The organism is Pseudoalteromonas sp. NJ631, assembly GCF_000276645.1.
Taxonomy (GTDB): domain Bacteria; phylum Pseudomonadota; class Gammaproteobacteria; order Enterobacterales; family Alteromonadaceae; genus Pseudoalteromonas; species Pseudoalteromonas piscicida.
This window is the reverse complement of sequence record NZ_AKXJ01000018.1, coordinates 83,381-109,002: the sequence shown is the minus strand read 5'-3', so window position 1 is coordinate 109,002 and position 25,622 is coordinate 83,381. Positions and strand designations below refer to the sequence as shown.

General features: G+C 44.4%; 21 protein-coding genes and 1 tRNA gene. 6 read left to right on the top strand and 16 right to left on the bottom strand.

Translation table 11 applies throughout. From position 1 onward, the window contains the following. From A587_RS24255 to deoC, 15 genes are all read right to left on the bottom strand, one after another. A partial coding sequence (locus A587_RS24255) for a GTP-binding protein (protein WP_017219222.1) occupies window positions 1-136 on the bottom strand: 136 nt, incomplete at its 3' end. A gap of 57 nt (window positions 137-193) precedes the next feature. Continuing rightward, window positions 194-2,308 carry an elongation factor G gene (gene fusA / locus A587_RS0121405; RefSeq protein WP_017219221.1) on the bottom strand — a complete coding sequence of 705 codons (2,115 nt, stop codon included), beginning with the start codon at window positions 2,306-2,308 and terminating at the stop codon, window positions 194-196. Between the two features lie 27 nt (window positions 2,309-2,335). Continuing rightward, on the bottom strand, window positions 2,336-2,806 hold the full coding sequence (gene rpsG, locus A587_RS0121400) for a 30S ribosomal protein S7 (RefSeq protein WP_010376219.1): 471 nt from the start codon (window positions 2,804-2,806) through the stop codon (window positions 2,336-2,338). 101 nt (window positions 2,807-2,907) lie between these two features. After that, the gene (gene rpsL, locus A587_RS0121395; RefSeq protein WP_010367657.1) at window positions 2,908-3,282 is read right to left on the bottom strand and encodes a 30S ribosomal protein S12; all 375 of its coding nucleotides are present in this window, start codon (window positions 3,280-3,282) and stop codon (window positions 2,908-2,910) included. Between the two features lie 350 nt (window positions 3,283-3,632). Next, a complete protein-coding gene (gene rpoC, locus A587_RS0121390) occupies window positions 3,633-7,814 on the bottom strand; it encodes a DNA-directed RNA polymerase subunit beta' (protein WP_017219220.1) in 4,182 nt (1,393 codons plus the stop codon). A gap of 109 nt (window positions 7,815-7,923) precedes the next feature. Next, the gene (rpoB, locus tag A587_RS0121385; protein WP_017219219.1) at window positions 7,924-11,949 is read right to left on the bottom strand and encodes a DNA-directed RNA polymerase subunit beta; all 4,026 of its coding nucleotides are present in this window, start codon (window positions 11,947-11,949) and stop codon (window positions 7,924-7,926) included. 350 nt (window positions 11,950-12,299) lie between these two features. Next, a complete protein-coding gene (gene rplL / locus A587_RS0121380; protein ID WP_010376226.1) occupies window positions 12,300-12,662 on the bottom strand; it encodes a 50S ribosomal protein L7/L12 in 363 nt (120 codons plus the stop codon). 71 nt (window positions 12,663-12,733) lie between these two features. Then, complete coding sequence (rplJ, locus tag A587_RS0121375; RefSeq protein WP_010376227.1) at window positions 12,734-13,228, bottom strand: 50S ribosomal protein L10; 495 nt, start codon at window positions 13,226-13,228, stop codon at window positions 12,734-12,736. A gap of 337 nt (window positions 13,229-13,565) precedes the next feature. Next, window positions 13,566-14,270 carry a 50S ribosomal protein L1 gene (gene rplA, locus A587_RS0121370; protein WP_010376228.1) on the bottom strand — a complete coding sequence of 235 codons (705 nt, stop codon included), beginning with the start codon at window positions 14,268-14,270 and terminating at the stop codon, window positions 13,566-13,568. A gap of 6 nt (window positions 14,271-14,276) precedes the next feature. Then, the gene (gene rplK, locus A587_RS0121365) at window positions 14,277-14,705 is read right to left on the bottom strand and encodes a 50S ribosomal protein L11 (protein ID WP_010376229.1); all 429 of its coding nucleotides are present in this window, start codon (window positions 14,703-14,705) and stop codon (window positions 14,277-14,279) included. Between the two features lie 167 nt (window positions 14,706-14,872). Next, entirely contained in the window at window positions 14,873-15,430 is a 558-nt protein-coding gene (gene nusG / locus A587_RS0121360; protein ID WP_010376230.1) for a transcription termination/antitermination protein NusG, read from the bottom strand. A gap of 4 nt (window positions 15,431-15,434) precedes the next feature. Next, a complete protein-coding gene (secE, locus tag A587_RS0121355) occupies window positions 15,435-15,812 on the bottom strand; it encodes a preprotein translocase subunit SecE (RefSeq protein WP_010376231.1) in 378 nt (125 codons plus the stop codon). 133 nt (window positions 15,813-15,945) lie between these two features. Then, window positions 15,946-16,022 (bottom strand) — tRNA-Trp (locus tag A587_RS0121350). Window positions 16,023-16,118: 96 nt separating this feature from the next. Further along, window positions 16,119-16,619, bottom strand: a complete 501-nt coding sequence (locus A587_RS0121345; protein ID WP_017219218.1) for a hypothetical protein — start codon at window positions 16,617-16,619, stop codon at window positions 16,119-16,121. After that, the gene (deoC, locus tag A587_RS0121340) at window positions 16,603-17,352 is read right to left on the bottom strand and encodes a deoxyribose-phosphate aldolase (protein WP_017219217.1); all 750 of its coding nucleotides are present in this window, start codon (window positions 17,350-17,352) and stop codon (window positions 16,603-16,605) included. The genes A587_RS0121345 and deoC overlap by 17 nt, the downstream gene beginning before the upstream one ends. 349 nt (window positions 17,353-17,701) lie before the next feature. On the opposite strand from deoC, the gene cysG reads away from it, so the two are divergent. The 6 genes from cysG to cysQ are packed head-to-tail and all read left to right on the top strand — an operon-like array spanning window position 17,702 to window position 24,620. After that, window positions 17,702-19,123 carry a siroheme synthase CysG gene (cysG, locus tag A587_RS0121335; RefSeq protein WP_017219216.1) on the top strand — a complete coding sequence of 474 codons (1,422 nt, stop codon included), beginning with the start codon at window positions 17,702-17,704 and terminating at the stop codon, window positions 19,121-19,123. Between the two features lie 42 nt (window positions 19,124-19,165). Beyond that, entirely contained in the window at window positions 19,166-20,065 is a 900-nt protein-coding gene (cysD, locus tag A587_RS0121330; protein WP_010376235.1) for a sulfate adenylyltransferase subunit CysD, read from the top strand. Beyond that, window positions 20,065-21,480, top strand: a complete 1,416-nt coding sequence (cysN, locus tag A587_RS0121325) for a sulfate adenylyltransferase subunit CysN (protein ID WP_017219215.1) — start codon at window positions 20,065-20,067, stop codon at window positions 21,478-21,480. The genes cysD and cysN overlap by 1 nt, the downstream gene beginning before the upstream one ends. A gap of 33 nt (window positions 21,481-21,513) precedes the next feature. Beyond that, complete coding sequence (locus A587_RS0121320) at window positions 21,514-23,238, top strand: SLC13 family permease (RefSeq protein WP_026001080.1); 1,725 nt, start codon at window positions 21,514-21,516, stop codon at window positions 23,236-23,238. 11 nt (window positions 23,239-23,249) lie between these two features. After that, the gene (gene cysC / locus A587_RS0121315) at window positions 23,250-23,846 is read left to right on the top strand and encodes an adenylyl-sulfate kinase (protein ID WP_017219213.1); all 597 of its coding nucleotides are present in this window, start codon (window positions 23,250-23,252) and stop codon (window positions 23,844-23,846) included. 3 nt (window positions 23,847-23,849) lie between these two features. Next, a complete protein-coding gene (gene cysQ / locus A587_RS0121310) occupies window positions 23,850-24,620 on the top strand; it encodes a 3'(2'),5'-bisphosphate nucleotidase CysQ (protein ID WP_010376240.1) in 771 nt (256 codons plus the stop codon). 48 nt (window positions 24,621-24,668) lie between these two features. Here the strand turns inward: cysQ and A587_RS0121305 are convergent, their stop codons facing one another. Continuing rightward, complete coding sequence (locus A587_RS0121305; RefSeq protein ID WP_017219212.1) at window positions 24,669-25,499, bottom strand: arylamine N-acetyltransferase family protein; 831 nt, start codon at window positions 25,497-25,499, stop codon at window positions 24,669-24,671. Window positions 25,500-25,622 lie beyond the last annotated feature (123 nt).

Sequence of the window (25,622 nt, the reverse complement as noted above, 5' to 3'; positions counted from 1 at the left end):
CTTTTGCTGTACCACCGTATACTTTTGCAAGTACGTTAGTGATTGCTGCAGTTAGTGTAGTTTTACCGTGGTCAACGTGGCCGATAGTACCTACGTTTACGTGCGGTTTTACGCGTTCAAACTTTTCTTTTGCCATTTTCAAATTTCCTATAAAGAAATTAAAGTCCAGCCCTAAGACCGGACCGAACTAAAATTACTTAACAGCGCGAGCTGCAATTATTGCATCAGCTACGTTTTTAGCCGCTTCAGCATACTTTAGGAATTCCATAGAGTATGATGCGCGCCCTTGTGTAGCGGAGCGTAAGTCTGTTGCATAACCAAACATTTCAGAAAGCGGTACCTGAGCATTAATTTGCTTCGAGCCACCAAATGCTTCTTCCATGCCTTCAATTATGCCACGACGACGGTTTAAGTCGCCTACTACATCACCCATGTTTTCTTCAGGGGTGATTACTTCTACTTTCATGACAGGCTCAAGTAGAACCGGACTTGCTTCAAGCGCGCCCTTTCTAAAGCCCATCGAACCTGCGATCTTAAACGCCATCTCGTTTGAGTCAACATCGTGGAACGAGCCATCAAACAGGGTAGCTTTAACACCCAATAGCGGATAACCGGCAAGAACACCTTGCTTCATCTGCTCTTGAATACCTTTATCAACCGCTGGGATATACTCTTTTGGTACTGTACCACCTACGATTTCGTTAACGAATTCGTATATTGGCGCATCATCATCAGAGACATCCATTGGTTCTAGCTTCAACCAAACGTGACCATATTGACCACGACCACCAGATTGACGCACAAACTTACCTTCAGCTTCAACAGAAGCTCGGATAGTTTCACGGTATGCAACCTGAGGCTTACCAACGTTACAGACAACGTTAAACTCACGCTTCATACGATCGACAATGATATCTAAGTGAAGTTCACCCATACCAGAGATAATCGTCTGACCTGATTCTTCGTCCGTTTCTACACGGAATGAAGGATCTTCTGCTGCAAGTTTACCAAGCGCAACGCCCATTTTTTCTTGGTCAGCTACTGTTTTAGGTTCTACTGCGACCGAGATTACAGGCTCAGGGAACTCCATACGTTCTAACGTAATTGGGGCATCTTGAGCACAAAGTGTATCACCAGTAGTCACATCTTTTAGGCCGATAGCAGCCGCGATGTCACCCGCATGAACTTCTTTAATCTCTTCACGTGAGTTAGAGTGCATTTGAACAATACGTCCAAAACGCTCTTTTTTACCTTTAACAGGATTTAGTACCGAATCACCTTGGCTAACTTTACCAGAGTAAACTCGGAAGAAAGTAAGTGTGCCAACGAATGGATCGGTTGCGATCTTAAATGCAAGCGCCGCAAACGGTGCATTATCGTCAGCTTCACGCGTATCTTCGGATTCGTCTTCTAAGACACCTTGGATAGCTTTTACTTCAGTAGGCGAAGGCATGAATTCAATCACAGCGTCAAGCACAGCCTGAACACCTTTGTTCTTGAATGCACTACCTGTCGTCATTGGCACAATTTCATTGGCCAATGTGCGTTGGCGAAGGGCTGATTTAATCTCTTCTTCGCTCAACTCACCATCTTCAAGATATTTTTCCATTAGCTCTTCAGAAGCTTCTGCAGCGCTCTCAATTAGATGAGAACGCCATTCTTCAGCAAGCTCAAGAAGATCTGCAGGGACCTCTTCGTAGTTGAAAGTCATCCCCTGGTCTTCTTCATTCCAGTTAATCGCTTTCATCTTGATAAGGTCAATAACACCTTTAAATTCATCTTCAGCACCAATTGGTAGCTGAATAGGCACAGGTGTAGCACCGAGACGTTTTTTAACTTGTTCAACAACAGACAAGAAATTAGCACCCGTACGATCCATCTTATTGACGAAAATCATACGTGGTACTTCGTATTTATTTGCCTGACGCCAAACGGTCTCAGTTTGCGGTTGCACACCTGATGAAGCACATAACACAACAACAGCACCATCAAGTACGCGCAATGAACGCTCTACTTCGATAGTAAAATCTACGTGTCCTGGAGTATCGATGATGTTTACACGATGCTCATCAAACTGAGCATCCATCCCTTTCCAGAAACACGTCGTTGCAGCAGAAGTGATCGTGATACCACGCTCTTGCTCCTGCTCCATCCAGTCCATAGTTGCGGCACCGTCATGTACCTCACCAATCTTATGAGAAAGACCAGTATAGAAAAGTACGCGCTCGGTCGTAGTTGTTTTACCCGCATCTACGTGAGCACATATACCAATGTTACGGTAGCGCTCAATCGGAGTTGTCCGTGCCATAATATCCTCTTAAAGGGTGTTAGCAGATTACCAACGGTAGTGAGCGAATGCTTTGTTCGCTTCAGCCATACGGTGAACGTCTTCACGTTTCTTAACCGCAGTGCCTTTGTTTTCAGCAGCGTCGATCATCTCTTGAGCAAGACGAAGACCCATTGATTTTTCGCCACGCTTACGTGCAGCTTCAACCAACCAACGCATACCTAGTGCGTTACGACGCACTGGACGTACTTCAACTGGTACTTGGTACGTTGAACCACCAACACGGCGAGATTTAACCTCTACCTGTGGGCGAACGTTATCAAGTGCAGATTCAAAGATTTCTAGGTGCGACTTGCCTGATTTTTCAGCAGCCACGTCTAGCGCACCATATACGATTTTTTCAGCAGTAGATTTCTTGCCGTCAAGCATTACTACGTTAACGAATTTAGCAAGAAGCTCTGATCCGAACTTCGGATCTGGAAGAATTTTACGTTGACCTATTACGCGTCTTCTAGGCATTTTCTTTCTCCGGTATCTTCAGGTCCGTGCTAAACACGGATTCCCAAAACAATATATAAAAATTTAAAACTTAAGTGCTTGGCCTTACTAACGGAGAACCATTAGCCCTTAGGACGTTTTGCACCGTACTTAGAACGAGCCTGTCTACGGTCGTTTACGCCTGCACAGTCAAGTGCACCACGAACAGTGTGGAAACGCACACCTGGTAAGTCTTTAACACGACCACCACGGATTAGGATTACACTGTGCTCTTGTAGGTTGTGACCTTCACCACCAATGTATGAAGTTACTTCGAAACCGTTAGTTAAACGTACACGCGCTACTTTACGTAATGCAGAGTTTGGTTTCTTAGGTGTTGTTGTATATACACGAGTACATACACCACGCTTTTGTGGACAAGCTTTAAGAGCAGCAGAGTTGCTCTTTGTAACCTTGCTACGACGTGGCTTACGCACTAGCTGGTTAATAGTTGCCATTAAATAGCTCCTGAATTAATAAATTACTACTGAAAAATAAAATCTTACCATTTAGGTCAAATCCAATTTTCTTGAACGACTAAAATGGGTGGCCGAATTTTAATGACCAAAGTTTAACCTGTCAACCAAAAGTCGTCATCAGCGCTAAGTAAATGCATGCAATTCGGATGGTTTTGTCTGCGAAGCTATTGAAAGTTAACAAAAGTTAGCGATTGCATTGAAAAGCCTTTGTTGCAGTATACATATTGATGTGACGCTTTGATGGCAATTCGACCGGCGAGTTGAAAAGGCATAAAAAAACCGCTGTATTCACACAGCGGCTTTTCAATTAATTCGCTAAATGGCGAGGATTACTCGTTGCCACCTAGTAGATCAGCGTTTAGTGCGTCTGTTAGCGCTTGAGTTGCCTCTTCAGCACTTACTGTTTGCTCTTCAACAGCTGCTTCACCTTGCTTACGACGGTTGATGCGCTCTTCATGGTATGCGAAACCTGTACCCGCTGGGATCAAACGACCCACGATTACGTTTTCTTTCAGACCACGTAGCTCATCGCTCTTACCGTTAACCGCAGCTTCGGTTAGAACACGTGTTGTTTCCTGGAACGATGCCGCAGAAATAAACGATTCAGTCGCAAGTGACGCTTTAGTAATACCCATTAGTTGGATTTCAAACTTAGCTGGGATCTTACCTTGCATTTCTAGTTCACGGTTAGCGATGTTTACACGTGCAACTTCAGCTTGCTCGCCTACTAGGAATTCACTGTCACCACCATCAAGGATGATACACTTACGAAGCATCTGACGAACGATAGTCTCAATGTGCTTATCGTTAATCTTTACGCCCTGTAGACGGTATACTTCTTGTACTTCGTTAGTGATGTAGTTAGATACATCAGTAACACCACGTAGACGTAGGATGTCGTGCGGAGACTCTGGACCATCGGCGATTACTTCACCTTTAGCCACTTGCTCACCTTCGAACACGTTAAGCTGACGCCATTTCGGGATCATCTCTTCGTATGCATCACCCTCTTCCGGTGTGATCACAAGACGTTTCTTACCTTTAGTCTCTTTACCGAAGCTAACGGTACCTGTGATTTCTGCAAGAATTGCAGGATCTTTTGGCTTACGCGCTTCGAATAGGTCAGCAACTCGAGGTAGACCACCCGTGATGTCACGAGTCTTCGAACCTTCTTGTGGAATACGAGCCAGTACCGAACCAGGTAGTACTGTTGCACCATCTGTGATTTCAATCGTTGTGAATGAAGGTAGACGGATCTCTTGAAGACCACGTTCTTCGTTCTCAATGATTAGTTTAGGCTCTTTCGCGTTTACTTTCGCAAGATCCTTAACAACCACACGTGTTAGACCAGTTAATTCATCAGTCTGTGCTTCAGTGTTTGAATCATCGATATCGCTGAACGATACTTTTGACTCATGTTCAATGATAATTGGGTGGCTATGCGGATCCCAAGTAGCAACGATATCGTTACCTTTAACGTCAGCACCATCTTGTACAGTTAATACTGCACCGTAAGGAACTTTATAACGCTCTTTCTCACGACCGTGCTCATCGATTATCGTGATCTCAGTTGAACGAGACGTGATAACGATTTTGCCATCAGCATTGATTACAAACTTCGCATTGTGAAGTTTCAGATTACCATTGTTCTTAACTTGAACACTGTTCTCTGCAGAAGCTCGTGATGCCGCACCACCGATGTGGAATGTACGCATCGTAAGCTGTGTACCCGGCTCACCGATTGACTGTGCCGCGATTACACCAACTGCTTCACCAGGGTTGATGATGTGGCCACGTGCCAAGTCACGACCATAACAGTGTGCACACACACCAAAGTCGTTTTGACAGGTGATTACAGAACGTACTTTAACTTCGTCTACTGAGTGCTCTTCTAGAAGGTCACACAGTTTTTCGTCAATCATTACGTTACGTTCAACCAGTACTTCTGTTGTACCAGGCTTAACCACGTCTTCAGCAACAACACGACCTAGTACACGCTCACGAAGCGGCTCTACAACGTCACCACCTTCAATTAGCGGCTTCATTACTAGACCTTCTTCGGTACCACAGTCTGATTCATTGATAACCAAATCTTGTGCTACGTCTACTAGACGACGAGTTAGGTAACCCGAGTTCGCTGTCTTAAGTGCCGTATCCGCTAGACCCTTACGCGCACCGTGCGTCGAGATAAAGTACTGTAGTACGTTTAGACCTTCACGGAAGTTCGCTGTAATCGGCGTTTCGATGATTGAACCATCTGGACGTGCCATTAGACCACGCATACCCGCTAGCTGACGGATCTGAGCTGCACTACCACGAGCGCCTGAGTCTGCTATCATAAACACTGAGTTAAATGACGGTTGCTCTTCTTCGTTACCTTCAGCGTTGATAACCGTTTCTTTTGAAAGGTTAGCCATCATCTCGCGAGAAAGGTTTTCGTTTACACGTGACCAGATATCGATAACTTTGTTGTATTTCTCACCGGCAGTTACAAGACCTGATTGGAACTGTTGGTTGATTTCTGCAACTTCAGCTTCCGCACGATCGATGATCTCACCTTTAGTTGGTGGGATTACCATGTCATTGATACCGATAGAAACACCTGACTTCATCGCGTAGTGGAAACCGGTATACATCACTTGGTCAGCAAAGATAACAGTATCTTTAAGACCTAGACGACGGTAACACTCGTTAAGAAGACCAGAAATTTGTTTCTTACCTAGTGGTTTGTTGATCAGTTCAAACGGCAAGCCTTCAGGGATATTCAATGAAAGGATTGCACGACCTACTGTCGTATCTACTAGGTGAGTTAAAGTGCCGCGCTCACGTGTTTCTTCGTCGATAGTCACTTCTGTGATACGCACTTTAACACGAGCGTGAAGCTCAGCAGCACCTACACGGTATGCTTTTTCAGCTTCTTTAGCATCTTTAAATACAGTGCCTTCACCTTTACCGTTGATGCGATCGCGAGTCATGTAGTAAAGACCTAGTACAACGTCCTGTGAAGGAACGATGATTGGCTCACCGTTAGCTGGTGCTAGGATGTTGTTGGTAGACATCATCAATGCACGCGCTTCCAACTGCGCTTCAAGCGTCAGTGGTACGTGAACAGCCATTTGGTCACCATCGAAGTCAGCGTTATACGCCGCACACACTAGCGGGTGAAGGTGGATCGCTTTACCTTCGATAAGTACAGGTTCGAATGCTCGGATACCTAGACGGTGAAGTGTTGGCGCACGGTTAAGTAAAACCGGGTGCTCACGGATAACTTCGTCTAGTACGTCCCAAACCTCTGGTACTTCACGCTCAACCATCTTCTTCGCAGCTTTGATGGTTGTCGCCATACCACGGCGCTCTAGTTTACCGTAGATAAATGGCTTGAATAGCTCAAGTGCCATCTTCTTAGGTAGACCACACTGATGTAGTTTCAGTGTAGGACCAACGGTGATAACAGAACGGCCTGAGTAGTCAACACGCTTACCTAGAAGGTTTTGACGGAAACGACCTTGCTTACCTTTGATCATGTCAGCAAGCGACTTCAGTGGACGCTTGTTAGAACCTGTAATTGCACGGCCACGACGACCATTATCAAGTAGCGCATCAACCGCTTCTTGAAGCATACGCTTTTCGTTACGTACGATGATGTCTGGTGCAGCTAGGTCTAGAAGACGCTTCAAACGGTTGTTACGGTTGATCACACGACGGTAAAGGTCGTTCAGATCTGAAGTCGCAAAACGACCGCCGTCTAGTGGTACTAGAGGACGTAGATCTGGTGGAAGAACCGGTAGCACGCTCATTACCATCCACTCAGGGTTGTTACCTGATTGGTGGAACGCTTCCATTAGTTTAAGACGCTTAGTGATTTTCTTACGCTTAGTTTCAGAGTTGATTGTTGGCAACTCTTCACGCATTTCAGCGATTAACTGACCAAGGTCTAGGTCACGAAGTAGATCAAGTACAGCTTCTGCACCCATCTTCGCTTCGAACTCATCACCGTGCTCTTCAAGTGCATCTAGGTATTCTTCTTCACCTAGTAGCTGACCGCGCTCAAGCGTAGTCATACCTGGCTCAGTAACCACGAATGATTCGAAATAAAGTACGCGCTCAATATCACGAAGCGTCATGTCTAGCATTAGGCCGATACGTGACGGAAGTGATTTCAAGAACCAAATATGCGCAACTGGACTAGCCAGCTCGATGTGACCCATACGGTCACGACGTACTTTTGTTAGCGTTACTTCAACGCCACACTTTTCACAGATAACACCACGGTGCTTCAAGCGCTTGTATTTACCACACAAACACTCGTAATCTTTTACTGGGCCGAAGATACGGGCACAGAATAAGCCATCACGCTCAGGCTTGAAAGTACGGTAGTTGATTGTCTCAGGTTTCTTTACTTCACCGTAAGACCATGAACGCACCATGTCTGGCGAAGCAAGACCAATGCGAATTGCATCGAATTCTTCGGTCTTATTTTGTTGCTTCAGAAACTTAAGTAAGTCTTTCACCTTAGCTCTCCTGTCGGAGGTTAATCTTGAGGGCAAGCCACGCTCACCCCTACATTCTTTTCAGTCCGGTTGCAGTTATGCAACGCCGCAGCGCACTGCGGCGGTCGGATTAAATTTCTTCCAACTCGATGTTGATACCTAGCGAGCGGATTTCTTTCAACAGTACGTTGAACGACTCAGGCATACCCGGTTCCATCTTGTGGTTACCGTCTACGATGTTCTTATACATCTTAGTACGACCGTTAACGTCATCCGACTTCACTGTCAACATTTCTTGTAGCGTGTAGGCAGCACCGTATGCTTCTAGTGCCCATACCTCCATCTCACCGAAACGCTGACCACCGAACTGTGCCTTACCACCCAGCGGCTGCTGAGTAACTAGGCTGTAAGAACCTGTTGAACGCGCGTGCATCTTGTCATCAACAAGGTGGTTCAGTTTCAGCATGTACATGTAGCCGACTGTTACTTGACGCTCAAATGCATCACCAGTACGACCATCATATAACGTCACCTGACCACTTCTTGGATAACCACCAAGCTCTAGCATGTCTTTGATTTCAGCTTCACGTGCACCATCAAATGCTGGTGTTGCGATTGGAAGACCACCTTTAAGGTTATCTGCCAAGCGACGGATTTCATCATCAGAGAAGTTAGCAATATCTACTTTCTGACGGCAGTCACCGATTTCGTAAGCTTTCTTGATGAATTCGCGTAGCTCGTGAATTTCACGTTGCTCTTTCATCATTTCTTCAAGACGTTCACCGATACCACGAGCAGCTAGACCCATGTGAGTTTCTAGGATCTGACCGATGTTCATACGAGATGGTACACCCAGTGGGTTAAGTACGATATCTACAGTACGACCTTTATCATCGTAAGGCATGTCTTCAACAGGAACGATAGTTGAGATTACACCCTTGTTACCGTGACGACCCGCCATTTTATCACCAGGTTGGATACGACGTTTAACAGCTAGGTATACTTTAACAATCTTAAGTACGCCAGGCGCTAGGTCATCACCTTGAGTGATCTTACGACGCTTGTTCTCGAAACGCTTATCGTAGTCAGCTTTAAGCTCGTCATACTGTGCAGCTAGTTGCTCAAGCTCTGCTTGATGCTCTTCATCAGCAAGGCTTTGTGTTAGTAGCTTCTCAGTGTTAAAGCCAGCAAGCTGCTCTTCACTCATACCTGATTTAATCAGTAGGTTACGAGCGTGAGTCAGGATACCGCCTTCAAGGATTCTGAACTCTTCGTTGAAGTCTTTCTTCGCTTCGCGAAGCTGCATATCTTCAACTTCTAGTGCACGTTTGTCTTTTTCAACACCGTCACGCGTAAACACTTGTACGTCGATAACCGTACCAGATACAGAGTTAGGTACACGTAGTGAGCTGTCTTTAACGTCAGACGCTTTTTCACCGAAGATAGCACGTAGTAGCTTTTCTTCAGGTGTTAGCTGCGTTTCACCTTTAGGCGTTACTTTACCTACAAGGATGTCGCCGCCTTTCACTTCAGCACCAATATATACAACGCCTGATTCGTCAAGCTTACCTAGTGCAGACTCACCTACGTTTGGAATATCCGCAGTGATTTCTTCTGGACCAAGCTTAGTATCACGAGCAATACACTGAAGCTCTTGAATGTGGATAGTCGTTAGACGATCTTCTTTTACAACATTCTCTGAAAGTAGGATTGAATCCTCGAAGTTGTAACCATTCCAAGGCATGAACGCAACGCGTAGGTTCTGACCAAGTGCTAAGTCACCTAGGTCTGTTGAAGGACCATCAGCAAGCACGTCACCACGTACCACCGGCTCACCAACCATACAAGTTGGTTTCTGGTTGATACACGTGTTTTGGTTTGAACGTGTGTACTTAGTTAAGTTATAGATGTCGATGCCCGCTTCACCTTGGATGCGCTCATCTTCATTAACGTTAACAACAATACGGCTCGCATCAGCATACTTAACGATACCGCCACGTTTAGCAACGATTGTTACACCAGAGTCTTTCGCTAGTGTACGCTCAATACCAGTACCAACTAGCGGCTTATCAGCACGTAGTGTAGGTACAGCTTGACGTTGCATGTTCGATCCCATCAATGCGCGGTTCGCGTCATCGTGTTCTAGGAATGGAATAAGCGCTGCAGCCACAGAGATTACCTGCTGTGGAGATACGTCCATATACTGGATGCTGTCGCTTGGCATAAAGGTTGATTCACCTTTAAAACGACATGGAATCAATTCTTCAGCAAATTGGTTGTCATCAGTTAGCGTTGTATTCGCCTGTGCGATAACGAACTGACCTTCTTCAATTGCTGATAGGTAATCAACATCGTCAGTAACGATACCGTCTACTACTTTGCGGTATGGAGTCTCTAAGAAACCATAGTCGTTTGTACGCGCGTAAGTAGATAGCGAGTTGATTAGACCGATGTTTGGACCTTCAGGCGTTTCGATAGGACAAACACGACCGTAGTGCGTTACGTGTACGTCACGTACTTCGAAGCCAGCACGCTCACGAGTTAGACCACCCGGACCTAATGCAGAAATACGACGTTTGTGCGTTACTTCTGAAAGCGGGTTGTTCTGGTCCATAAATTGTGAAAGCTGTGAAGAACCAAAGAATTCTTTTACTGCTGCAGAGATTGGCTTAGCGTTGATCAAATCCTGTGGCATAACGTTATCTAGGTCACCAAGACTTAGACGCTCACGTACTGCACGTTCAACACGTACAAGACCTACACGGAATTGGTTTTCAGCCATTTCACCTACAGAACGGATACGACGGTTACCTAAGTGGTCGATGTCATCAACATCGCCTTTACCGTTACGGATGTCGATCAATACCTTCATCACGCTCACGATATCTTCTTTAGATAGCGTACCGTTACCTTCATCTGAATCATAACCAACACGGCTATTGAACTTCATACGACCAACCGTTGAGAGGTCGTAGCGCTCTTCAGAGAAGAATAGGTTATCAAATAACGCTTCTGCAGCTTCTTTTGTTGGTGGCTCACCAGGGCGCATCATGCGATAGATTTCTACCAATGCTTCTAGGCGATTGTTAGTAGAATCAACACGTAATGTCTCTGACATGTACGCACCGCTGTCTACTTCGTTGATGTAAAGCGTATCGATCTTTGAGTGACCCGCTTTCACCAATTCAGCCATAAGCTCTAGTGATAGTTCAGTGTTCGCTTCTGCAATCACTTCGCCTGTTGATTCGTCGATATAGTTTTTAGCAACAACACGACCGATGATGTACTCATGCGGTACTTCAAGAGTGTCGATGCCTTGCTTTTCGATGCTCTTAATGTGGCGTGCAGTAATACGACGGCCTTTTTCAACCAATACGTCACCGTTTGCATCTTTAATATCAAATGCAGCGGTTTCACCACGTAGGCGTGAAGGCACAAGTTCCATCAACACTTTGCCATCTTTTACTTCGAAACTTGTCGTTTCAAAGAATAGTGCCAAGATTTCTTCTGAAGTGAACTCTAGTGCACGTAAGATGATAGATGCTGGTAGTTTACGGCGACGGTCAATACGAACGTAAAGGTTATCTTTAACGTCGAATTCAAAGTCAAGCCATGAACCACGGTAAGGGATCACACGTGCGTTATATAACACTTTACCAGATGAGTGTGATTTACCACGGTCGTTATCAAAGAATACACCAGGTGAACGGTGTAGCTGAGAAACGATAACACGCTCAGTACCATTGATTACAAAAGTACCGGTGTCTGTCATGAGCGGGATTTCGCCCATGTAAACTTCTTGCTCTTTTATGTCTTTGACTGTGCCAGGTGCATCTTTGTCCATTAGCACAAGACGTAGTTTAACGCGAAGTGGAGCAGAATATGTCACACCGCGAATTTGACATTCTTTAACGTCAAATACTGGCTCGCCAATACGATAACTGACGTATTGAAGTTCAGAGTTGCCCGAGTAGCTCTTGATAGGGAATACAGAACGGAAAGCAGCTTCCAATCCAGTATCGCCATCGGCATCAGGCGCAATGAACTTATCGAACGATTCCAACTGCATTTGCAGTAGGAAAGGTATGTCCAAAACCTGTGGACGTTTACCAAAATCCTTACGGATACGTTTCTTTTCAGAATAAGAGTAAGCCATGGGGTTCCTCAGCTTGCTGATCTTTGACCCAACCTGTCCAAAATTGAACAGACTTCACTGGCATCTAAGCCATGATAACAACATCTAAATTGTCACACTAACTTGCTTAACTAACGGCTTAAATGAGCACAATTCAGGCTATATTCAAATCGTTAATGTCATCAAATCAGTGTTACTTCAAATGCCATTGCGATTTTCAACAAAAACTTCTAAGTTATTGAAAATTACAGTGAAATTCGAAGATTTATGCACGATAGAAATGCATATCTCTATAGCGCAAAAGGGCCGGTGATTAAATAATCACCAGCCCTTGCCTGATTTCTCAGGCAGCGAACCTAGCGGGAGCTAGATTACTTGATCTCAACTTGAGCACCAGCTTCTTCAAGATCTTTCTTAAGAGCTTCAGCTTCTTCCTTAGATACACCTTCTTTGATAGGTGCAGGAGCAGACTCAACTAGAGCTTTAGCTTCTTTAAGGCCTAGACCTGTTGCGCCACGTACCGCTTTGATTGCAGCAACTTTGTTACCGCCAGCAGCAGCTAGGATTACGTCGAACTCAGTCTTTTCTTCAGCAGCTTCAGCAGGACCAGCAGCAACAACAGCAGCAGCTGCAGTTACACCGAACTTCTCTTCCATAGCTTCAACTAGTTCAACAACTTCCATTACTGACATTTCAGCAATAGCGTCAAGGATTTGGTCTTTAGTTACAGACATTTCAAATTTCCTAATTATTTACGAACCCATGCGGTTCAAAAAATTTATTAAAGAAAGGAGCGTTGCTTAGATTAAGCAGCTTGCTCAGCTTTCTGTACACGTACCGCTTCAATTGTTTTACACAATTTGCCAGCAGACGCTTCTTTCATAGCGCTCATTAAGCGTGCAACAGCTTCGTCGTAAGTAGGTAGCTTAGCAAGCATATCTACGTCAACGATTTTGCCTTCGAATGCAGCAGTTTTAAGCTCAAATGCTTCGTTCTTTTTCGCGAAATCTGCAAAGATACGCGCAGCAGCACCAGGGTGCTCTGAAGAGAAAGCGATTAGGCTTGGACCAACTAGTGATTCATTAAGGCATTCGTAATCAGTGCCTTCAACCGCACGTCTAGCTAGGGTGTTACGAACAACTTTCATCCATACACCAGCTTCACGAGCTTCTTTACGAAGAGCAGTGATTGCACCTACTGTTACACCACGAGAATCAGCAACAACTGCTGAAAGAGCACCTTTGGCAGCTTCGTTGACTTCAGCAACAATTGCTTTTTTGTCTTGAAGATTTAAAGCCATGGGTGTTACTCCTGGTTTATAGAAAAACAAACATGTTTTTCAGTTCTACTCTACCCTGCTAAAAACTTTAGCAGAGATGCTTTTTACGGCGAGAGCCAGAAGATTAGGAAAATCTAGCTGGGATTCACACCGTCTACGTAGGACAATTAAGGCCGAAGCCACCTACGGTCTTGGACGGAAGCGCAATTTATCGTTTCATTGTAGACCATGATGGAAACAATTTTCGAAATTATGCGCTTCAACCCGAATTCTTTGCTTTGTAAAGAAGTACACTTCTCTACAAAATGGCGCAAAATTATAGTCTAATTTTTACGCCATGTAAACGCTAAACTCTAAATTATACTACTTGAGTATTTAGAGTAGCTTGGTCTAAAGCAACACCAGCACCCATCGTAGTAGAGATGCTTACTTTCTTCACGAAAGTACCTTTTGCAGTAGAAGGCTTAGCCTTCTTAAGCGCGATGATTAGCGCTTCAAGGTTTTCTTGAAGTTGGTTAGCGTCAAAGTCTACTTTACCGATAGTAGTGTGGATGATACCGTTCTTATCGTTACGGTAACGAACCTGACCAGCTTTAGCGTTCTTAACAGCTTCTGCAACGTTAGGCGTTACAGTACCTGTCTTAGGGTTAGGCATAAGACCACGTGGACCTAGGATTTGACCTAGTTGACCAACAACGCGCATTGCATCTGGAGAAGCAACAACAACGTCAAAGTTCATTTCGCCTTTTTTAACTTGCTCTGCAAGGTCTTCCATACCTACTAAATCAGCACCAGCTTCTTTAGCAGCTTCAGCATTTGCACCTTGAGTGAATACCGCTACGCGTACATCACGACCAGTACCGTGAGGTAGTACAGTTGCACCACGTACGTTTTGGTCAGATTTACGAGCATCGATACCTAGGTTTACAGCAACGTCAACACTTTCAACGAACTTAGCAGTAGCAAGTTCTTTTAGAAGAGCAACAGCTTCGTTGATTTCGTACTCTTTAGTCGCATCCACTTTTTCGCGGATAGTACGCATACGCTTAGTTAATTTAGCCATTCTCAATTACTCCTCTACGTTCAAGCCCATTGCACGTGCAGAACCTGCAATCGTGCGTACAGCTGCGTCCATATCAGCAGCAGTAAGATCTGGACGTTTCGTCTCAACGATCTCTTCAAGTTGAGCACGAGTAACTGTACCAACTTTTTCAGTGTTAGGACGACCAGAACCAGACTTGATACCAGCAGCCTTTTTAAGAAGGTATGCCGCAGGTGGAGTCTTCATTTCAAAAGTGAAAGAACGGTCACTATAAACAGAAATAACAACAGGAACAGGTGCGCCTTTTTCGATAGACTCTGTACGTGCGTTGAACGCTTTACAGAATTCCATGATGTTTACACCGTGTTGACCTAGTGCAGGACCTACTGGAGGACTAGGGTTAGCCATACCAGCAGCAACTTGTAGCTTGATTAGAGCTTCAACTTTCTTAGCCATGATAATACCTCAATTGTGGGTCTTTGCCTCGTGCGCGCGAGGACGCGTACTCAAACGGCTTCCCAGTTAAAAAATTCAGTCTTTTTGCCGCATATTTTTGCGTACAACAAAAAGGCCGCTGATTATAGATTAATCAGCGGCCTTTGACAACTTTTTCAAGTTAGAATTTATTTGTCTTTCTCAACCTGACCAAATTCTAGGTCTACAGGCGTTGAACGACCGAAAATAAGTACCGATACTTTCAGGCGACTCTTTTCGTAATCCACTTCTTCAACCACACCGTTGAAGTCAGCAAATGGACCATCTGTAACACGAACCACTTCACCCGGCTCGAATAGAGTAGCAGGTTTCGGTGCTTCAGCATTTTCTTGCAGACGGTTAAGAATACGATCCGCTTCTTTTTGACTGATTGGTGCAGGACGGTCTGACGTACCACCAACAAAGCCCATTACACGCGGTGTACTATTCACCAAGTGCCAAGACGCATCGTCCATTACCATTTGAACTAATACATAGCCAGGGAAGAATTTACGCTCAGATTTACGTTTCTGACCTGCACGCATTTCAACCACTTCTTCAGTCGGCACAAGGATCTCACCGAATAGGTCTTCTAACCCTTCGATTTTAATATGCTCGATAATGGTTTGTGCTACGCGTTTTTCAAAACCTGAAAACGCTTGGATCACGTACCAACGTAATTTCTTTTCTTTGTTCTCATCCGACATGGGATCAGATCTCCAATCCAGTTAAAAAGCCTACTGCACGGAAAAGTATACCATCTAATCCCCATAGGATTAATGCCATAATCACCGTTGCAATGATCACGATGAAAGTAGTGTGAGTCGCTTCCTGACGCGTTGGCCAGATAACTTTACGTACTTCAATACGTGATTCTTTAGCAAAAGCGATAAAGGTACGGCCTTTTTCAGTCGTTACCAAAATGCCCAAAGCCGCAGCGATAGCTGCAACTACGCCAACAGCGCGTACTAAAACAGATAAATCGGCATATAGATAATTACCAACTACAGCACCAGTTAGAAGTGCAATAGCAGCTAGCCACTTTACCGTGTCCATCGAGCTCGACGAGTTTTCAACATTAGTGCTCATAATCAATTTTACCTTAAATACAGACACAACAACCCTGCATAGAACAGGGTAAATCCATTCAATCCAAATTTACAAATAAGCGACTTAAGTGGTTTTGGGTCACGTTATTTTAAATGTGGACTTGTTGCTGAATTGGCAGGGGCGGCAGGACTCGAACCCGCAACCATCGGTTTTGGAGACCGCTGTTCTACCAATTGGAACTACGCCCCTGCAAAGTGGATGCCCATTATACTGACGAAGCAAACGAAAACAAGTGTAAAAGATATGCAAAGTAACATTTAATCTAAACTTGGTTTTGCGACGTCTTCAGAAAAGGCGCAATAAATCTCCGTGATAAAAATCACAAAGCACCCAAACTTGCTCAAATGGGTGACAATCAGGGATCTCCCAAGTGGCTTTTAAGCGCTTAAAATCGTCAAGATGATAAATGGGACTGGCGTTTCGAATTAACAACCAAACACGTTGTGAATCATAGTGTTTTTTGGCTTTTTGATTGAGCAGCCGCTGCAAACCGATACTCAGTTGATCGGAGTCAGCGGCTTGGCTCATTGCTGCCAGCTCTCTTTGCGTGGAGAGCGACAGCGGACGCCCAAGCACAGCCATCGCTTCTTTCTCACTGGCATAAAAATGGGCTATTTCGATATCAAGCTGTGTTTTTCCCTGATAACAACTGACGTCCGGTTTATTGGGCTCATTATGCCAAATATGGCGCATATGCACTGCAAACTGCTTTTCATAACTGCGTAAAAACAGTTTAGCCGCGTCATGCTCAAGTTTTATTTTTTCTGCTTCACTCGCTCTGTCCATTCACAACCACTGCTACATCACTCAATAGGCTTGAAGCACCGAATCTAAAGTTCTTGGCATTGAGCCACTCGGCCCCCATTATTTCTTCAGCCAATCGTAAATATCGCTGTGCTTCAACGACTGACTTTACTCCACCGGCCGCTTTAAATCCAACCGATTTACCACTGCTTTTGATTGTCTTTAGGATAACTTCAGCCGCTTCTGGTGTAGCATTGACAGCAACCTTCCCTGTACTTGTTTTAACAAAGTCCGCGCCCGCCATAATGGCAAGCTGCGCGGCTTCCGCAATGAGCTTTGGCTTAGCCAATACGCCACTTTCGATGATGACCTTGAGCTTTGCTTTACCTTGGCAAGCAAGCTTGCTTGAATGCACATATTGCCAAGGTGTATCTGGGTCACCCGCCATCAGCTGCTGATAAGGAAGCACAAGATCAATTTCGTCGGCACCATCCGCGATTGCTGAATGAGTTTGTGCAATGACCTGCTGGAGCTTTTGCTCTCCAGATGGGAAGTTGGTCACCGTTGCTACTTTTATCTGCGACCACTCACGCTTTTCCAATTCTTCTTTTACTAACGTCACAAACTGCGGATACACACAAATAGCCGCTGGTAGTCCAATATCAGGGTTAATGCTATTCAATAACGCGAGAATACTTGCCGGCGTATCGTCCTCTTTCAAAGAGGTCAAATCCATTAAACTCAGCGACAACCGAGCATCAGATTGTAAAGTCATTACCGTGTTCCTTTTCACTCTATGTAATAGGCCTAGTTAAATGCATACAGCAGCACCAACAATAGGACAAATGTCCGCTCACAATTAGCTGTCGGATACGGTTTTCACTATTGTTCATTAAATGAATATCTCATAACCAAACACTATAATCGTCAAATCACAGCAAAAACTTAAGTTAACCCAATGAAATATAAAGAAAGTAAAATTTAACCGCTTTCTTTATAACTTTTGGTTATATTGAGTCGGTTTAAATTATTTTTTCCCACATTTGCAACTCTATAAGCTGCGCTCTATTACTGATATCAATCAATATTGATATCTACCGTCGTGATGTTTAGCAGAGGTTATCGTGCAATACTTGCCAATTTTTACCAAACTAGAAAATAAACCTGTATTGATTGTAGGTGGTGGTGAGGTTGCGCTGAGAAAGTGCCGCGCCTTTTTAAAAGCCAATGCAGCAGTCACTTTGGTTTCACCTGAGTTTTGCGTTGAGCTTTTATCACTAGCAGCAGATTCAAGCGTTGTACTTCGATATAAGCTATTTGATGCATCAGACCTAGACAATACCATGTTAGTCGTTGCGGCAACGGATATTGAAGCCGTAAATGCAGAGGTAGCAGAGCTTGCTGAAGCTCGCAACCTTTTCGTTAACGTAGTCGATGACCAACCAAAGTGTAATTTTATTTTTCCTTCAATTGTAGATAGAAACCCTATAACGATTGCCATATCTAGTGCTGGAACTGCGCCCGTCCTTGCAAGACGATTACGAGAGAAATTAGAAACTCTTATTCCACAACATATTGGTCCGCTGGCAACGCTTGTTGGTCAATTCAGACATAAAGTGAAAGCGCGCTTTAAACACTTTGCTGACCGCCGACAGTTTTGGGAATCTGTCTTTGATTCGAATGTGGTAAGTGAAGTACAAGCTGGTAACAATGAAAATGCACAAATTCAACTTGAAGCCATGCTAGAAAGCACTCCTTCACCCGAAGGCGAAGTTTATGTCATCGGTGCAGGTCCTGGCGACCCAGAGCTACTGACACTTAAGGCATTACAACTAATGCAACAAGCCGATGTGGTAGTGTATGATTATCTGGTATCTGACGAAATCATGGATCTTGTACGTCGTGACGCTGATCTAATCTGCGTGGGCAAAAAAGCCGGTAATCATAGTGTTAAACAAGAACACACCAACGAGATTTTGGTTGATTTAGCCAAACAAGGTAAAAAGGTTTGTAGAATAAAAGGCGGCGACCCATTTATTTACGGTCGCGGTGGCGAAGAAGTACAAGTATTGGCCGAAAATAACGTGAAATATCAAATTGTTCCTGGCATTACTGCAGCAGCAGGATGCAGCGCATACGCTGGTATTCCATTAACTCATAGAGATCATGCTCAAGCTATTCAATTCGTTACTGGGCATTGCAAGCAAGATGGACAAGAACTCGACTGGGAAGGCTTAGCTAAGGCGAATCAAACGCTTGCTGTATACATGGGAGTGATTAAATCGCCGCATATTCAGGCGCAATTACTCGCTCATGGTCGCTCGCCGAATACACCTGTAGCAATTGTTGAGAATGGCACGCGCAAATCTCAGCGTGTCGTAAGAACACAATTAGATCAACTTGCACAGACTATTACTGCGCATGATATTCAGTCGCCAGCACTATTGATCATTGGTGAAGTAGCAGCATTACACGAGCAATTAGCTTGGTTTAATAAGAACAATCAAATCAGTAGCTTTGCTCAACCCATTACGCAAGTCGCGTAATTAAAGTACAAGATAGTTAAATTTATAAGTAGGACATTAATCATGGCTTTAACCCATCTCCAGCAACTCGAAGCTGAGAGCATAAAGATCATCCGAGAGGTTGCCGCAGAGTTTGAAAACCCGGTAATGCTGTATTCGATTGGTAAAGACTCGTCGGTACTGCTTCACCTTGCTCGTAAGGCTTTCTACCCTGCGAAAATTCCTTTTCCTCTACTCCACGTTGATACCAATTGGAAATTTAGAGAAATGATCGAGTTTCGTGATAGATTAGCAAAAGAGTATGGATTTGAACTGCTTGTGCACAAAAATCCCGAAGGACTTGAGATGAACATTAGTCCATTTGTTCATGGTTCATCTAAGCATACCGATATCATGAAAACACAAGGCCTGAAGCAAGCGCTAGATCAATATGGCTTTGACGCTGCCTTTGGTGGTGCGCGCCGTGATGAAGAAAAATCTCGCGCAAAAGAACGGGTTTATTCATTTAGAGATAAACACCATCGCTGGGATCCTAAAAACCAACGTCCAGAGTTATGGAATACATATAACGGTCAAGTGAACCCAGGCGAAAGCATTCGAGTTTTCCCATTATCAAACTGGACAGAGCTCGATATTTGGCAATATATCTACCAAGAAGGTATTGAGATAGTGCCGCTTTATCTCTCGAAGCCAAGACCGGTTGTCGAGCGTAACGGAACGTTAATTATGGTCGATGACGACCGTATGCCACTTGCAGAAGGTGAAGTGCCAGAAATGAAATCTGTACGCTTCAGAACACTTGGCTGTTACCCACTAACGGGGGCCGTTGAATCAGAAGCCGATACACTTACCGGAATTATCGAAGAAATGTTGTTATCTACGTCGTCAGAACGTGAAGGACGAGTGATTGATCATGATTCGTCAGGGTCAATGGAGAAGAAAAAGCGCGAGGGGTATTTCTAATGTCAACAGCAAATGAAGTGAAAGAATTAGGCATTGAAACCTACTTAGCACGTCAACAAGACAAGAGCTTGTTGCGCATGATGACCTGCGGCAGCGTAGATGACGGTAAATCAACACTGATCGGCCGTTTGCTGCACGATAGCCATCAAATCTATGAAGACCAATTGGCAGCGCTACACAAAGACAATGAAAAAGTCGGCAATGCGGGTGAAGATCTAGATTTAGCGTTACTTGTTGATGGCTTACAAGCGGAGCGTGAGCAAGGTATTACCATTGATGTGGCTTACCGCTATTTCTCAACTGCGAAGCGTAAATTTATTATTGCCGATACGCCGGGACACGAGCAATACACACGTAATATGGTTACGGGTGCTTCGACCAGTGATTTGGCCATTATTCTTGTCGATGCCCGTTATGGTGTCCAAGTTCAGACTAAACGCCATAGCTTTATCTGTGATTCACTGGGTATCAAACAGTTCGTTGTCGCGATAAACAAGATGGATATTGTTGACTTTGATGAGGCCGTATTTGAGCGCATAAAGGCCGACTATTTGAAGTTTGCTGAGCAACTGAACGTACGAGATATTCGCTTTGTGCCAATGTCAGCACTTAAAGGCGACAATGTTGTAAACCGCTCAGAAAAAACGCCTTATTATCAAGACAAACCATTGCTGGAACTGCTGGAAGATTCTCCAGCAGCAGAGCCTAATCATGGTTTTGAAGCGCGATTCCCGGTGCAATATGTAGTGCGTCCTAACCTAGATTTTCGTGGTTTCCAAGGCACATTAACCTCTGGTAGCTTAAGCGTTGGCCAAGCGGTTAAAGTATTGCCATCAGGTAAGACTTCAACCATTAAAGAACTCGTGACTTTTGATGGCAATCTAACCCAAGTGGAAACCGGACAAGCATTCACTATCACCCTAGCAGATGAAGTCGATGTGAGTCGTGGCGATGTGATTGTGCCTGCAGAGTCGACTGCTCAGGTGACGAATCAAATCACAGCTAAGCTGGTATGGATGCACGAAACACCACTCCAGTTGGGTAAAAGTTATAACCTTAAATTGGGTAGCAAGAAAACCGCGGCAATCGTGAAAAATATCGAGCACACTATCGATGTGAATACACTTGAGCACGGCCAAGCCGATTCATTGTCATTAAATGAAATTGCTATCGTAACCATCGAGCTGACAGAAAATGTCGTTGCGGATGAGTATTTAAATAATCGTGAAACTGGCTCGTTTATCTTAATTGATCGCCTATCAAACCTAACCATAGGTGCGGGTATGGTGGAAACGGTTGAAGCAGCAACAGCAACGTCCTCAAGTCAGTTTAGTGAATTTGAGATTGAGTTTAATGCATTAGTTCGCAAGCACTTCCCTCATTGGCAAGCGCTTGATATTTCGAAGTTAAAATAATGCAATTTAGCCTGTTAGTCGAGGTATGACGTCATTATGGAACAAGTCATTTTAACAGGCATTATGCTAGCGTTAGTCGTGTGTCTTTTTGCCACACGCATTAACGCTGCATGGCTATTCACAGGCGCAATCGCCACCAGTTATTTGACTGGCCTCATCGATCTTGAATCGATGTTGGTGAATTATGCGAATCCGTCTTTAATCACGCTTGTGCTACTTATCCTAGTTTCTATTGCGATTGAAAAAACAACCTTAGTCAAAAAACTCGCCCACTCAATGGCACAAGGTAGTCTCGCAAAAGCGGTGATTAAACTGGGTTTATCCACCGCCTTTTTGTCATCTTTTACCAATAACACGGCGGTGGTTGCTTCGCTTATCACCACCGTTAAAGAGAGCAAAACACATGCGCCTTCTAAGCTGCTATTACCGCTTTCTTATACCGCTATTTTAGGTGGTACGTTAACGCTGATAGGTACTTCTACCAATCTTATTGTTAATGGCTTTGCCGTAGAAGCAGGGATGGCGCCGCTGGGCTTTTTTGACTTTACCTTAGTTGGTCTCGCCGTACTGAGTGTTGGTTTATTGACCATCACGATTATGCTCAAATATTTGCCCGACAACGGCAAAAATAATGATGAGGTCGTGCCGTTTTATTTAGAAGGAAAAGTTGAGCCAAGCTCCAAGCTAGTTGGTCGCACGGTTGAAGAAAACGGCCTGCGCGACCTCAAAGACTTATTTCTTGCTGAAATCATTCGTGGTGAACGACGGATCTGTGCCGTTACGCCACAACAAGAAATTCTTGCTGGTGATGTTCTGCTATTTGTGGGCGACATCAACTCAGTGCCGCTGTTACAGCGTTTCGATGGATTAAAGATAGTCCATGATAAACACGAGAAAGACGTTGAGCACTTGGTGGAAGTGGTCGTCAGTCAGTCTTCACGCTTTCTTGGCAAAACCATTAAAGAGATCCGCTTTAGGGAGCAGTTTCATGCCGCTATTATTGCCATACGTCGTGGTCATGATCGCCTACAAGGTGGGATCGGTCAGGTCGAATTACAAGCGGGCGACTCTTTAATACTTGCCCCAAGCAGCGATTTTTATGCACTCCCCAATCTCAAACGCGAATTTGTATATATCTCGGGCCTAGATTTACAAACACATCTATCTCGCAATAAGTCCAACACGGTACTTGCGAGTTTTGCGACAGTGGTTGGCCTTAGCATCTTTGGGGTTGTACCGCTGGTAAAAGGGTTAATTGTGTTACTCGCCGCACTTGTAGTGCTCGGTACAATCAAAGTCCCAGAGATGAAACGTCGTTTTCCTATTGAGCTTGTCGCTATTGTTGGCAGTGCGATAGGACTAGCTAAGTTAATGATTGAAACCGGACTAGCGGCAGAGATTTCCTCGAGCTTATTGTGGTTGTTAGGGGATTTTGGTCCTTACGGCGCATTTATCGCCATTTTTGTGATGACTGTGATATTTACCGAGCTCATCACTAACAATGCTGCGGCAGCACTTTCATTCCCAGTGGCTTATGCGCTGGCAAGTGGTTTTGGTGTAAACCCACTGCCATTTGTAATGGCGGTAGCCTTTGGCGCATCCGCGAGCTTTATCTCACCTTTTGGCTATCAAACTAACCTCATGGTGTATAGCGCAGGCAACTATCGAATTCGTGATTACGTCACTATGGGACTGCCCTTGTCATTGATTTATTCAGCGACGGTACTGACTGTTATTCCATTTGTCTTTCCATTTTAATAGAGCAAAGTATGGACGAAAATATTGTTTGGCATAACTATGCCGTAGATAAAACAAAACGTAGCGAATTAAAAGGTCATAAGCCTTGCGTGCTTTGGTTTACAGGCTTTTCAGGCTCAGGGAAAAGCACCGTGGCCAATGCACTTGAGCATGCACTGCAAGCTAAAGGCATACATACCTACCTCCTTGATGGCGATAATGTCAGGCATGGACTGTGTAAAGACTTAGGGTTCAGTGATGAAGATCGAGTCGAAAACATTCGTCGAGTGGGTGAACTCAGCAAACTCATGGTCGATGCGGGACTAATGGTACTCACCGCTTTTATCTCTCCTTTTCAAGCAGAACGAGACATGGTGCGTAACTTAGTCGCAAGCGGCGAGTTTATCGAAGTATACCTAGATACGCCGCTCGCAGTTTGCGAGCAACGAGACCCTAAAGGTTTGTATAAAAAAGCGCGCGCAGGAGAAATAAAACACTTTACTGGCATTGATTCGGCGTATGAACCCCCAATTAGTCCAGAAATATGTTTAAATACTTCCGAGCAGTCGCTGGAAAAATCTGTCCAGCAGCTAATACACTATCTACTGTCAAAAAATTTAATAGGGTAAGTCATGAATCATACGGATCTGCTGGAAGAAGTATTAAATCTGAGTATTCGCGCTGGTGAAGCGATTATGGAGATTTATGCCAAGGACTTTAATGTTGAATATAAAGAAGATGAAAGTCCCGTCACTGAGGCAGATCTCGCTGCACATAAAATTATTGTTGCAGGCCTTAAAACCCTCACTCCCGAAATGCCGATATTAAGTGAGGAAAGCGCGGGAATAGATTGGCAAGAACGCCAACAATGGCAAGAGTATTGGCTGGTTGACCCCATTGATGGCACCAAGGAATTCATCAAAAAAAATGGCGAATTTACGGTAAATATTGCACTTATCAATAACGGTGAACCCATTCTTGGTGTTGTTCATGCTCCAGCACTTAATGAAAGCTACCTTGCAGAAAAAAGTATTGGCGCGTTCAAGCAAACGGGTGAAGCTCGCATAGAGCTCAAAGTCACCACCAAGCCCAATCAAGGTTTAATCAAAGTAGTTGGCTCGCGATCACACCCTTCACCAGATTTAGCCGAGTACCTTACTCGCTTCGAGCAAGTCGACATGGTGCCTAAAGGCAGTTCACTTAAGTTATGTTTAGTGGCCGAAAGTAAAGCCGATGTTTACCCTCGTCTTGGCCCAACTTCAGAGTGGGATACCGGGGCCGGACACGCGGTGGCGAGTATCGCAGGGGCAAAGGTCAGCCAAGTGAATGGCGAGCCTCTGCGCTATAATCAAAAAGCCGAGTATCTTAACCCCTATTTTGTGGTTTCTAGGTTGGAAGACTAAGCTAGAAGGTGGTAATACCGTAAACTAATTCACGTAAAACCAGTCGAATTAACGCTCGACTGGTTTATTTGCGGCGCGAGTTAGGACTTTATCGTATACGCTTTTTAAAACTGCTCTTGGCGTTTCAAGCAAAAATGTCTCTTTTACTAACTGCTCTAGCTGAGCAAAGCTCTCCACTTTAGTTTCAGTAACACTGCCATCGCATTCATGCCATTCGAAATAACTCTGATTACGCAGTAAATAACGGTGGCAATCTGTAATTCGAGAGACCACTAAGTTATTCACAAACGCCGCTTCAGGATGTTGATGGGAATAAAAGTGTGCCACTTCACAATCGGATTCGAACACTTCAGCAAGGTCGACATGATATAAAGTAAGCGGTGCTTCTCCTTCCTCTAACAGAGTCACTTTGACTGTGTCTGCTGTTTTTTGCACCTGATAAGTCTGCCGACCTTGGATAGTTAAGGCCTGATTAATGTTAATCGGTACACGAGGCGACTTCACTCCAAATCCTACATCAACCAAGTACTGCTCACCATCCAAATTAAGCAATGTCATCCGGTGAGAACGAGGATTGGAGGAGCTACCATTTAGCATTACTCTCGCAAGAACCGGCCTTACTGTAAACCCAAGCTGTTGTAGCGCTAAAAATGCCACCTTGTTATGCTCAAAGCAGTAGCCACCTTGTTTGTTGGTCACTAAACGGTTAAATAGTGGTAATGGGTCAAGCAACAGACGCTCACCATACATGGCATTAATACTTGAGAAGGCGTAGCGAGAAAGGTGCTTTTGTTGTAACTCGGTGACCAGCTCAATCCCAGCAAAGTGCTGTAACGATAAGCTGCTAAGATATTGATTGATATTCGCTTCTAATTCCATGACTGACTCCTAAAGTTGATGGAGGCAGGTTAAAACCTCAACCCATGTTAAGGTCAATAGGTATTTTTACTTTTTCAGCCATTATTTCTATCACATAACAAGATGTCACTTTGTTATCCAAAC

Excerpts from the sequence above, each read along its gene's own strand:
- cysN (WP_017219215.1), top strand. The coding sequence starts at position 20,065 with ATGTCAACAGCAAATGAAGTGAAAGAATTAGGCATTGAAACCTACTTA.
- cysQ (WP_010376240.1), top strand. The coding sequence starts at position 23,850 with ATGAATCATACGGATCTGCTGGAAGAAGTATTAAATCTGAGTATTCGC.
- rpsG (WP_010376219.1), bottom strand. The coding sequence starts at position 2,806 with ATGCCTAGAAGACGCGTAATAGGTCAACGTAAAATTCTTCCAGATCCG.
- deoC (WP_017219217.1), bottom strand. The coding sequence starts at position 17,352 with ATGACTTTACAATCTGATGCTCGGTTGTCGCTGAGTTTAATGGATTTG.
- rplJ (WP_010376227.1), bottom strand. The coding sequence starts at position 13,228 with ATGGCTTTAAATCTTCAAGACAAAAAAGCAATTGTTGCTGAAGTCAAC.
- cysD (WP_010376235.1), top strand. The coding sequence starts at position 19,166 with ATGGCTTTAACCCATCTCCAGCAACTCGAAGCTGAGAGCATAAAGATC.
- rplA (WP_010376228.1), bottom strand. The coding sequence starts at position 14,270 with ATGGCTAAATTAACTAAGCGTATGCGTACTATCCGCGAAAAAGTGGAT.
- nusG (WP_010376230.1), bottom strand. The coding sequence starts at position 15,430 with ATGTCGGATGAGAACAAAGAAAAGAAATTACGTTGGTACGTGATCCAA.
- A587_RS0121345 (WP_017219218.1), bottom strand. The coding sequence starts at position 16,619 with ATGGACAGAGCGAGTGAAGCAGAAAAAATAAAACTTGAGCATGACGCG.
- cysC (WP_017219213.1), top strand. The coding sequence starts at position 23,250 with ATGGACGAAAATATTGTTTGGCATAACTATGCCGTAGATAAAACAAAA.
- rplK (WP_010376229.1), bottom strand. The coding sequence starts at position 14,705 with ATGGCTAAGAAAGTTGAAGCTCTAATCAAGCTACAAGTTGCTGCTGGT.
- fusA (WP_017219221.1), bottom strand. The coding sequence starts at position 2,308 with ATGGCACGGACAACTCCGATTGAGCGCTACCGTAACATTGGTATATGT.
- secE (WP_010376231.1), bottom strand. The coding sequence starts at position 15,812 with ATGAGCACTAATGTTGAAAACTCGTCGAGCTCGATGGACACGGTAAAG.
- rpoB (WP_017219219.1), bottom strand. The coding sequence starts at position 11,949 with ATGGCTTACTCTTATTCTGAAAAGAAACGTATCCGTAAGGATTTTGGT.
- rpsL (WP_010367657.1), bottom strand. The coding sequence starts at position 3,282 with ATGGCAACTATTAACCAGCTAGTGCGTAAGCCACGTCGTAGCAAGGTT.
- rplL (WP_010376226.1), bottom strand. The coding sequence starts at position 12,662 with ATGTCTGTAACTAAAGACCAAATCCTTGACGCTATTGCTGAAATGTCA.
- A587_RS0121305 (WP_017219212.1), bottom strand. The coding sequence starts at position 25,499 with ATGGAATTAGAAGCGAATATCAATCAATATCTTAGCAGCTTATCGTTA.